The sequence below is a fragment of the Paenibacillus tianmuensis genome, assembly GCF_900100345.1.
Classification (GTDB): Bacteria; Bacillota; Bacilli; order Paenibacillales; family NBRC-103111; genus Paenibacillus_G; species Paenibacillus_G tianmuensis.
Genome location: NZ_FMTT01000007.1, coordinates 164,859 through 175,326 on the forward strand (window position 1 = coordinate 164,859; position 10,468 = coordinate 175,326).

A 10,468-nucleotide genomic window follows, 5' to 3' on the forward strand; every position below is an offset into this window, starting at 1 on the left:
GTTCTCCTAGTCTTAAGGTTTCAGTAATGTATCCAGATGGGCGATAAGCCGCAGATGAGTTTGTCTGAAGGCTTCGAGCTCGGGTTCGGACATCCATGAAAAAATGTCTTCAAGCGTTTGCTGTTCGATCGGCATCAGCACTTGGAGCTTATGTCGGCCTTGCTCCGTCAGATAGACGAGAAACGATCTCCGGTCCGTCTCGCTCGTTTGCTTGTGAACCAGTTCTTTGCGGATCAGGCAGTCCAGGATGCGGGCGGTGGTAGGCTGATCCTTCACTGTACGGTCGGCAATTTCTTTCTGGCTGATGCCGTCCGATTCGTGCAAGCGGCACAGCACCGAAAACTGCTCCGGCGTCATGTCGTGCTCTTTCAGTCGCGAGGTCAAAACGTTCAGCATCTTCCGGTAGGTTTGGCCGATAATAAAGCCGGTCGACCATTCGTGCAGGTTAGGATTCAATCGCAGCACTTCCTTTATTCCGAGTTAATTGTCACAACAATTATAAGTTTGACATGTAAAAAAGTAAACAGGTTTCGACAAACGGAGCAAAACGTCCGTGCCGAAACCTGATTTGTTAGGATGCGGCATGAAAGAGGTTATGATAGAATAGGATTGGTTGAGAGAGAGAACGGACAAAATACGTATTCGGAGAGGAAGAGGACAGAGCAATGCTGCATGACTTGATTCAATCGGCGCTTCGGTTTATTGAAGGGCTGGGCGTATGGGGAATTCTGCTGGGCTTGATGCTCGAAGTGATTCCGAGCGAAATCGTCCTCGCTTACGGAGGGTACCTGGTTTCCATTGGCCAAGTATCCATGATCGGCGCCATCGTGTTCGGCACAATAGGCTGCATGTTTCAACAAATCATCTTGTATTGGCTCGGGCGCTACGGCGGCAGGCCGGCCTTGAACAAATTCGGCAAGTTTCTCCATCTGAAGAGCAAGCATCTCGATATTGCGGAGGGCTGGTTCAACCGGTACGGTCCCGGCATGGTGTTTCTGGCCCGGTTCGTCCCCGTGCTGCGGCAGGCGATTTCTATCCCGGCGGGCATGGCGCGGATGCCGATGTGGAAGTTTTTGTTCTACACGCTTCTCGGCACGATTCCTTGGACGATTCTGTTCGTTTACCTTGGACAGAAGCTCGGGGATAACTGGGAGCAAATCGGTGAAGTGGCCGCTCCTTATACGAAGCCTGCTCTGATCGTCGTTGCCGTCATTGTTGTACTGTATGTGCTGTGGAAGGTGCTGAACCGTAAGAAGTCCGGCAAAAAAGGCCACCGCGCCGACACGAACAACGGCTACGGCGTAGAAGGCGAGAAAAGCACGGCCCATCAGCTCAAATATATCGGCGGTGAGTACCGCGTCCTGCACGGACGCCGCGTACATGCAGGCGGCGGCACGCAGGAATTCGACCACATCGTGGTTGGACCTAATGGCGTGTTTCATATCGACTCGAAGCATTGGTCGGGGGACATCCATTTTACCGGCCAAGGGGTCGAACGGGTCAAGACGCAGTCCGACCGCGGAAAGCAAGACGAGCCGCACAGCCAGGATCCGACGGCGCAGCTGTACCGGCACGAGTACGTGCTGAAGGCGTTGTTCAAGCAGCACCGGATACAAGCGGATTTGGTCGGCATCGTATGCTTCACCCACCCGAACTGCCGTCTTGTCGGGACGAGCCCGGCTTTTGTGACGCTCAAGCTGGACCGCCTCGTCCATCACATCAAAACCTACAAGCCGAAGCGGACGTTAAGCGCCGCCGAGGTAGCGTCCATCGAAAAGCTGATCAAAGAGAACAGCAAATAGCGTACCCGGTCCTTCTCCTTTGTTGGAGCGGACTCTTTTTTTTGGTACAATGAACCATAGTGTGACCATCCCGAAGGAGGAGAAACGTGATGAGCAAAAACTTGAGCGCCAAGCTGCGCCAAGGCTTGTCCCCACAGCAGTTTACGGACGGCATGACGAAAAATCAGAAGAAATTCAAAGAATGGTACGATCTGTTCGTATGGGAAAGCGAAGAGGACAAGGAGTTTTTCGAATCGCTTAATAACCGCGACGATCTTCGCTGCCTGATCCTTGCGGCGGACTGGTGCGGCGACGTGATATACAACGTTCCTGCCGTGTTCCGCGCGCTCGGAATTTCGGGCATCCCGACGGAGGTGCTGATCAAGGAAGAGCATCCGGACGTGATGGCGCAGTTTTTGACCAGTGGCGGAGAAGCGATTCCGATCGTCATTTTTACCGATTTCAGCGGTTTCGTCCTCGGCCATTGGGGGCCGCGCCCGGCGCCCGTGCAGGCGGTCATGACGAAGTTCAAGGAAGAGAACCCGGACCGCGAAGCGCCGGATTATAACGACAAAGTCGAGATTGCCCGCCAGGAAATGATCAAGCAGTACGGCGAAGGAATCGGTTACCAGACGGTGATCGTGAAAGAGCTGCGCGAGCTGCTGTCCTCATTCTAGTCCGACACATCCGACGAATATGTAAAGGAGCCTCGTCCATCGTATGGAAATGAAGCAAATCAAAATCGAAACCTTCCCGCTCGGCCCGCTGCAAACAAACGCTTATCTCATCTCCCTGCCCGAGGAGAACCGCGGCTTCGTCATCGATCCCGGGATGAATCCGCAGCCGCTGCTCAAGCGGATCGAAGACATGGAGATCGAAGCGGTCGTCCTGACGCACGCTCATTTTGATCATATCGGCGGCGTGGACGCCGTGCGGCGTCTGAAGGGCTGTCCGGTATACCTGCACGATGCGGAGGCGGAATGGCTGACGAACCCGAAGCGCAACGGCTCCACGATGTGGCCGGAGCTGGGCGGGGCGATCACGACCGACCCGGCGGAGTATGCGCTGGACGACGGGCAGGAGCTTAAGCTGCTCGGCCTCGTCTTCAAAGTGCTTCATACGCCGGGCCATTCCCCCGGCAGCGTCAGCTTGTTCTACGAAAACCATCTATTCGGCGGCGACGTCCTGTTCCGGCTGTCGGTCGGACGCACCGATCTGCCCGGTGGAGACCAGCAGGATCTGCTGGATTCGGTTCATGACAAGCTGTTCAAGCTGCCGGATGAGACCATCGTCTACCCTGGGCACGGAAGCCGGACAACGATCGGCTACGAGCGCGAACATAACCCTTACGTTTAAACGATATCCATCTGGCCAATCGGCCGTCGGTTTCCGGCGTATCTAACGTCAATTATGTAGGGCTTGCTGAACGCTAGCCCTGCCCTATGTAAAGGGGAGATAGTGAACTACCCTCCACCTACGCTTTGCTTAGAGGTGGGGGCTTCTAAGGTAATCGCACCTAACGGTACGAAATTGACTTAGCTATCGAGCCTGTTCCATGCTCTATGTATGATTATGCTAACAATCGCAATCCTTCACGCTTGATATTGATCGAAGCATTCCAGTCTCGATCTGCTACAAAACCACAATCGCAGTGGAATGTACGCTCAGAAAGTGATAGAGACTCCTTCACTTGACCGCAACATGAACATGTTTTGGATGAGGGAAACCACTTATCTATTTTGATAAGCCTTTTCCCTTGCTCCTCGAACTTGTATTGGAGAAATGTCGTGAACATGCCCCATGCATTATCGGCAACGCTTTTGCCGAAATGAAGGGCTTGTGACATTCCCTTCATGTTGAGATCTTCGATAACTACGCAATCATACCGTTTCGCTAATCTGTGCGATTCCTTATGTAGAAAGTCTTTTCGCCCATTTGCAATTCTTTCATGCAGTTTTGCAATGTTCAATCGCTGCTTATGCCAACGACTAGAACCTTTCTTTCTACGTGACAGAATACGCTGTTCCTTCGCTAATTTTTCCAAGGCTCGACGATAGAAATGAGGGGAATTGGCTGTCTTCCCCTCTTCACTATCAACAAATAAGCCATTCATGGAAAAATCCAAGCCAACAACAGCTTGTACTTCTTTTGGTACAGGTTGATGTTCGTATTCGGTAAGAATAGAAATATAGTATTTTCCTGTTTTTGTTCGAGAAACCGTACAAGACTTGATGACCTGATGTGACGGAATTTCTCGATGCTGCTTCATTTTTACAAGTTTCAGTTTCGGTAATTTGATATAGCCATCCAGGAGCATGATGTTTCCGTTGACCACGTTCGTTGTATAGGACTGCTTTGCTTTGCGACTTTTGAACTTCGGAAATTCAGCACGTCTGGAAAAAAAGTTTTGGTATGCCTTTTGCAGATGGAGCTGAGCGTTTGCTAAGGCTAGGCTATCTACTTCCTTTAGCCAAGGATGCTCACTCTTGTATTTTGCAGGTGTAGGTAACTTTTGTTTCTTCAACACATCTTGATCATCCTTAAATTGCTCGTAGGTTTCCTTTCGTTCAGCCAACATTTTGTTGTAAACAAAACGAACGCAACCGAAGGTTTTTGCTAGCAGTTGTTCTTGTTGAGCCGTTGGGTACAAACGGAACTTATAGGCCTTGTTTGCCTTGTTTGCTATGTCCAGTCACCTCACTTCATCCCCTGATTTTCGGAGCTTGAACTTTTATAAGCATTGATGAATTTTGACAATTCGGTGTTCGGGTGTGCTTTGAACAAAATATGCACATGGTCCAACTCATGATTCCATTCGACTAAGGATATATTATAGTTTTCACCTAATCGAACAAACATTTCTTTCACATAGTCAGATAGGGTATCATCCATCACTTTTCTACGATATTTCACAACCAAAACAAGATGATAATACAGTGAGAACACCGAATGATTATTGCTATCTAATTTCATTGATACAACAGCCTTTATTTTAATCTAAGACTGATTATATCTCATCATAGAAAATGTGACAATAAAAAGACTTTAGGCTTCGCCTACCGAAATTCATCTCCCGCTTTCATCAAGCTTCGCAAGATTTAGAAGTGGGAGACTTCTTTCGGAGGGAAGTTAAATGAACACTCAAACCACTTTTCCGTTTGCTGCTCAGTCACTCCTTCCGGAAGCAAAGGCAGAGTTGTTTAGCATGGTCGTTTATCGCTATGAAGATGTCTTCTTTCAAGCCAACCGGAGTGGGATAACCCAGGAAACCGCAACGGAACCTCTTTCAGATACAAATGAGCCGATCCATCAGCTCCTCCTCAGGATTTTGAACACCCGCACGCTACATGGGGACCAAGAAGCCCTTCTTGACCTCTACGTTCTCCTGCAGCAAGACCGCTTGCTCAAGGCGCCTAATTATCCGAGTCTTCATGGTCTGTTCGACCAAAAATGGGATAATCTCGAGATTGTTTAACTAACTGGTGTCAGAATAGGGCTTGGTAGAATCGTTCCGCATCGTTTTTATATTGAAAACAGCAGACATAATCGTCCGCATAGCGGACGATGTGCGCTTCTCCCCGGCATGCTCTTTTCACTTCCACTTCAAACCATATGTCTAATGCATTTGCAGATAGACATTGGATAATAATGGAGACAGGATGGATCCCTGTGGAGTGCCGCTTTCTGTTGCTTCGCATGCCCCGTTTTCCATCACTCCTGCTTTTCAAAGAGAAGAAAAAAGCTGGCTTCTTCCGACCCGATTCTGAGGAAGAGAAGGTCTAAAATATGGAATAATCTGGCGATCGCCTCCCCCCGAGGGGGGCCTTACCTTTACCTCTTATGGGGAAAATTCAAGTGCAGATATTGGGGGAATTTCATTTGCAGTTGACACAGCCTTTCCCATTTTATTCGTTTCGAGGCTCCTTCACTTTCAGGCCTGCTACCTGACTGTCAACGCTTAACGTATGAAATTGCTCCCATCCGTCCATGACTCGCTATTGGTGACTTGGCTAGAGTCTTTCCAAGCAGGATTTCCACCTGCTAAGTTTCATAACCTATGCTTGGTCGCACCAAAAGTTGAGTTAATAGGCAACAAATGCTAATTTGCAAATAGCCAAAGGTTGGAGGAGAGCGGGCATGATGCGATTGGACGCAAGCGGAAAGAGGGATGCCGCTTTCTTTACCAGAAATCCATAATTTAAGCGATGAAGTCTTGCGATCCACATTTCACATGCAAAGCGTAACGCTAATATCTGCACTTTGGGCCTCATATTCTTCTGTATAGTATTCTTCGTATAGCATGAGTATATTTTCTGCACATAATTTATCTCCCGCTAAGAAGGGAGTTGATTAAATAGGTTAATTTCAGTTATTATGTAAATAACATGTAAATATAACCTTTTTTCGAAAAAAGTTGAGGCATTTGAATCATAATTTAAAGGAGATATTTAATGACACAATTAATCAAACAATTTCGGGCATTGGATTTTTTTTTAATACGCGCTCCTATTCTGACATTTGATTTATATGCACAGTGCTTCCCTACTAGAGAAGAAGATTACGAATGGTTGAGGCAATTTTCATTGCAGCAGCTTATCCAGTTATCGAATAATCCTATCATCCGTGAAGCTATCGAAGCCTCTAGCCCGAGTCTTTTGGAAGCGCTCCCTTCTCTCAATAATTTTCAATATTCTCGAAAGCAAAGGCAAGTATTGAAAGGTTTCGTGCGCTATTTGCTTCGCATGACGACTAGACCCACACCGTTTGGCTTATTTTCGGGTGTCACCTATGGACAATTTGCCTCACGAGCGCAATTAAATATGAAGAATATCCCCTTTTATCGCAAACGCACCAGACCAGATATGGAATGGCTGTTAAAAATTATTGAGCAAATAGAGAAACGACATGAACTTGTGCAACAGCTGCGTGTTCAACGAAATTCGCTCATTTATCGACATGGTAAACGAGCAAAGATTCCTTATACATCAAAATATGGGAGTCTCGAGGTGGGAGAAAATGATAGTGTTTCTGTCCGTGTTTCTGAAGTGTTTGAAGCGGTCATGGAAGCTTGCAAAAGTCCGATTCTCTACTCTCAACTTGTCTCAAAAATTCACCAGCAATTCTCAAAGGCCGATTTGGAAACAATCCATTTTTACATTTGGCAGTTGTTTGAACAAGAATTCATCATTTCCGAGCTGCGACCGCCGACAACGACGACAGAACCGTTTAATCATGTTTTGGAAATTATTAACTCACTTAAAGGAATCGATGAGTTGAAAGAGACGCTCTACGAGATCCGAAATGATCTGCAAGCTTACGATGAAAGCCTAATTGGTCAGGGAGAGGAGAAACTGCGTCAGATTCGTCTGAAGATGAATGCATTGGCGAAAGTAAAGATGGCCGTGCAAATCGATTTGTCGCTTGAAGATCGGTCAATTGCCTTACCTGAGCATATCCGATTGGAAGTGGAACAGTTAGCTCATTTGCTAGGCATACTATCCACAAGTAAGAATCAACATCTTGAAGAATATAGAGCAGAATTTATTGTGAAGTATGGCGCGCATCGGGAGATTCCACTCTTGGAGCTTCTGGATGAAGAAATCGGGCTTGGTGCGCCAGCAACATATCGGAACCCACAAAGTCACATCAGACGACACAAACAATTTTCCCCACATATGAATACCAAAATAGAACAGCTACTCTTTCAATGGTTCATTACTTGTATTCATCAAGGAGAAGAAGAAGTTGTGCTTACTGAGGAAAGAATCATTCAAATCTTGGAAAATTACCCAGAAAATCAGCATCCTCCTTCTCCTTCAATGGAATTGTACTTTCATCTCCATGCCGAGAATCAGGAAGCGCTTGATAGCGGATCATATACGCTCGTACTGGGGCCAAATCCAGGTTCCAATGGGGCTGGAAAGACCTTCGGACGATTTATTGATTTACTCGGGGTTACATTTAAGGATAAATTTAAAGAAATTCACCAAAAAGAACAAAATATATGGCGGGATAAAATCATAGCCGAAATTTCTTATTTACCCGGTAAGGGAAGAACGACAAATGTAGCACTCACGGAAAGCTTTCGCGAGTATGAAATTGGAATCGGCACGAACTATACAGTTCCCGAAGATCGTCAGATACATGTATCTGATCTGGTAGTAGGTGTTCGCAATGAAAAGTTTTACCTGAGATCACGTAAACATAACCGAGAAGTGATTCCTGTTGCAGGACATATGCTCAACTACCAAACTGCGCCCAATATATATCGTTTTTTAATAGAAATGAGTAGAGAGGGATGCAGGCAATGGTCGAGTATTGAATGCGGAGTAATGGAACATTCCCCGCTTACTCCTCGTTTGCGGTATAAGAATGTAGTTTTATCACCAGCATCATGGCGAATCAAAAGGATCGATAGGGAAAATAAAGATGTAGAGCTAATAGTGGCTCAAGTGCGCCAGTTCAGATTGCAGTGGCGTGTTCCAAGATATGTATATATGATTCAACGGGACAATCGGATTTTGCTGGATATGGATCACCCCTTGCATGTAGAGGAAATTTGCAAAGACTTGCTGTTAAATGGTTACGTCACATTACTAGAACACATTGGAGGACTGAATGGCGTACCAATTAATCGCAGTGATGGCGGAGTGACCGCAGAATTTGTATTTCCGCTGGTTCGGACTATGGGGGAGATGGGTCTTACGCAATCGGAAACTGCTGCTGCAATAAGTAATGAAACTGAACCTGCCCGCTCTGTTTATATTGATGAGGGAATGCGTGTGCAAATACCGGGGGGAATGTGGTTTTATGCCAAGCTTTATGGGCTGGATAGCCGCCAAGATGAGTTTATAGGTCTTCACTGGGGATCGTTTGTTCAGAAGTGTATTGAGACCAATGTGATCGAACATGGTTATTTTATACGCTATTCTGACCCGGATAAGCATGTGCGCGTGCGTTTTAAGATGAAAAATAGCGATAGCACTGTGATGTTTGTTCCTTTTTTTCATGAATGGACTTCATCTTTACTTCGCGACGGATTCATCGCCAAGGTTGTGATAGATACGTATGAGCCTGAGATTGAGCGATACGGGGGACCAGATGCAATCCTACTGGCTGAGCAGATGTTTGCTTCTGACAGTGACGTCACTGCGGATTTGGTGCGTTTGTTTCGATTCAATCAGACAAGTCTCCCTCAGGAAATTGTGGCTGTATGCAGCATCATCCAATACCTTAGGCAGTTCGAATATAATAACCAAGAGATTTATGAACTCTTAAACAAACGATTTGATTCAAAAGAGTATTTGGATGAGTTTCGAAAGAATCGTAAATTATTTCTGCAGTTGCTGGGCGCGGAACCGTTGGAGGAGAAATTATTTACAGAAGGAAAGCAAATATTTCAGATAAGTCATCAAAGAGAGGCTTCTGTCAAGCGTTATCAACAAGCGATCCTGAACTACGAACAAAAGGGGATGCTGATGAATACGCGTGAGGACATTGTATTTAGCGTCATTCATATGCACATAAATCGTCTATTAGGGATTGAACGTAATAAAGAACAGAAAGTAATGATTTTGGCGCGTCATGCCATGCACAGTTTGGTGCAGTATAGCAGAATGCGCAAATGACGAGGTCGAATGGACACAGAAGGAGACGAGGGAGTATGACAGAAAATTGTACAGTCTCAACATTATGGTCTCCCCTGCACGGGGAAATCAGATGTAGAGTCCAACAAGTCTTGTGCGATATTGCACAAAGATATAAAGATCCTACGCAAGTACGAAAATTAGTTCTTAAGGCATTATCCAATGAGGTGAATGGAAGTCAGACTACTCAATGGTCTAGTATTAGCCTTGGAAGCGGATTTACAGGAATTTGCTTATTAATCGCTCAGCTTGACCAGTTGTTCCCGGACGAGGGGGGGGATTTTGTCGGCCATAGTTACTTGCAAGAGATTCGGCTGGCAATTGAGAAGAATGGTTTCCATCGTCTATCGCTATATAGCGGGATTGCAGGCGTTTTAATCGGAGTTCGTGCTCTGTCACGCAAGGGTGTTATCAAGGAATGCTTGATAAATTAGCGGGTTGGTTTGAATCGTTAACTTTGCCTATACTGCAAGCATATAAGGAGCGCTGGGAAGTAGGACAAATACGCATAAATGAATATGATACAATTGAAGGACTAGCGGGAATTGGACGGGTCACTATGATATTTGCCGATCGACCCCAGATGAAAATTATATGGCATAAAATCATTGAACTATTTCATATTTTCTGTGGGAGTAAAAAATACTGTGGAGATGAAATTTCAGCCTGGCATATTCCGTCAACATATCAATTTCTATATAAGTTGAACTAAAGACCTTAGAAATCTATGGTAAGGAAATTCATACCTACTTGTCGAATAAGTAATGAAACATGAACAGACAGGCAGGGAATGAAGATGGAAAACGCACAAAAATTAGAAGAAGTTAAGCAAGCGATGAAAAAAGCAAAAGATCGCCGCATGTACGAGCGTTATCAGGCGCTATATTTATATTTGCAAGGTACCCGGGCGGAAGCGATTGCGCCTATTTTAAACCGAAGCGTTCAAACGGTAAAAGGCTATATTCAAGCTTATCAAACAGGTGGTCTTTCCGCTTTGAAAATGAATCATTCACCAGGAGCACCTGTTCGCTTAACGAAAGA

General features: G+C 45.9%; 10 protein-coding genes and 2 pseudogenes. 9 read left to right on the forward strand and 3 right to left on the reverse strand.

The features are described from left to right. Positions 1-12: 12 nt before the first annotated feature. Entirely contained in the window at positions 13-456 is a 444-nt protein-coding gene (locus BLO51_RS07485) for a MarR family winged helix-turn-helix transcriptional regulator (RefSeq protein ID WP_090669173.1), read from the reverse strand. A 209-nt stretch (positions 457-665) separates the two neighbouring features. On the opposite strand from BLO51_RS07485, the pseudogene uptA reads away from it, so the two are divergent. From uptA to BLO51_RS07500, 4 genes and pseudogenes are all read left to right on the forward strand, one after another. Then, positions 666-1,268, forward strand: a pseudogene (gene uptA / locus BLO51_RS31145) (undecaprenyl phosphate transporter UptA); the annotation flags it as partial. Beyond that, complete coding sequence (locus BLO51_RS31150) at positions 1,242-1,802, forward strand: nuclease-related domain-containing protein (protein ID WP_281180332.1); 561 nt, start codon at positions 1,242-1,244, stop codon at positions 1,800-1,802. The pseudogene uptA and the gene BLO51_RS31150, both read left to right, overlap by 27 nt. Before the next feature lie 89 nt (positions 1,803-1,891). Beyond that, a complete protein-coding gene (locus BLO51_RS07495; protein ID WP_090669176.1) occupies positions 1,892-2,458 on the forward strand; it encodes a thioredoxin family protein in 567 nt (188 codons plus the stop codon). Between the two features lie 43 nt (positions 2,459-2,501). Further along, on the forward strand, positions 2,502-3,137 hold the full coding sequence (locus BLO51_RS07500) for an MBL fold metallo-hydrolase (RefSeq protein WP_090669178.1): 636 nt from the start codon (positions 2,502-2,504) through the stop codon (positions 3,135-3,137). A 214-nt stretch (positions 3,138-3,351) separates the two neighbouring features. Here BLO51_RS07500 and BLO51_RS07505 read toward each other — a convergent pair whose 3' ends face one another. Continuing rightward, positions 3,352-4,467, reverse strand: a complete 1,116-nt coding sequence (locus BLO51_RS07505) for an RNA-guided endonuclease TnpB family protein (protein ID WP_090669181.1) — start codon at positions 4,465-4,467, stop codon at positions 3,352-3,354. A gap of 32 nt (positions 4,468-4,499) precedes the next feature. Further along, a pseudogene (gene tnpA / locus BLO51_RS07510) lies at positions 4,500-4,754 on the reverse strand (IS200/IS605 family transposase); the annotation flags it as partial. Between the two features lie 160 nt (positions 4,755-4,914). Between tnpA and BLO51_RS07515 the strand changes: the two are divergent. The 5 genes from BLO51_RS07515 to BLO51_RS07540 form a co-directional block, all read left to right on the forward strand. Continuing rightward, positions 4,915-5,256: a hypothetical protein gene (locus BLO51_RS07515; protein ID WP_090669184.1), complete on the forward strand. Its 342-nt coding sequence runs from the start codon at positions 4,915-4,917 to the stop codon at positions 5,254-5,256. A gap of 976 nt (positions 5,257-6,232) precedes the next feature. Next, entirely contained in the window at positions 6,233-9,409 is a 3,177-nt protein-coding gene (locus tag BLO51_RS07525; RefSeq protein WP_090669190.1) for a lantibiotic dehydratase, read from the forward strand. A gap of 35 nt (positions 9,410-9,444) precedes the next feature. Next, positions 9,445-9,861, forward strand: coding sequence for a lanthionine synthetase LanC family protein (locus tag BLO51_RS31155; protein ID WP_167670127.1), 417 nt, complete (start codon positions 9,445-9,447; stop codon positions 9,859-9,861). Further along, positions 9,846-10,139, forward strand: coding sequence for a glycoside hydrolase family protein (locus BLO51_RS07535; protein WP_090669195.1), 294 nt, complete (start codon positions 9,846-9,848; stop codon positions 10,137-10,139). The genes BLO51_RS31155 and BLO51_RS07535 overlap by 16 nt, the downstream gene beginning before the upstream one ends. A gap of 84 nt (positions 10,140-10,223) precedes the next feature. Beyond that, the coding region (locus BLO51_RS07540; protein WP_167670128.1) for a helix-turn-helix domain-containing protein at positions 10,224-10,468 on the forward strand (245 nt) is incomplete at its 3' end.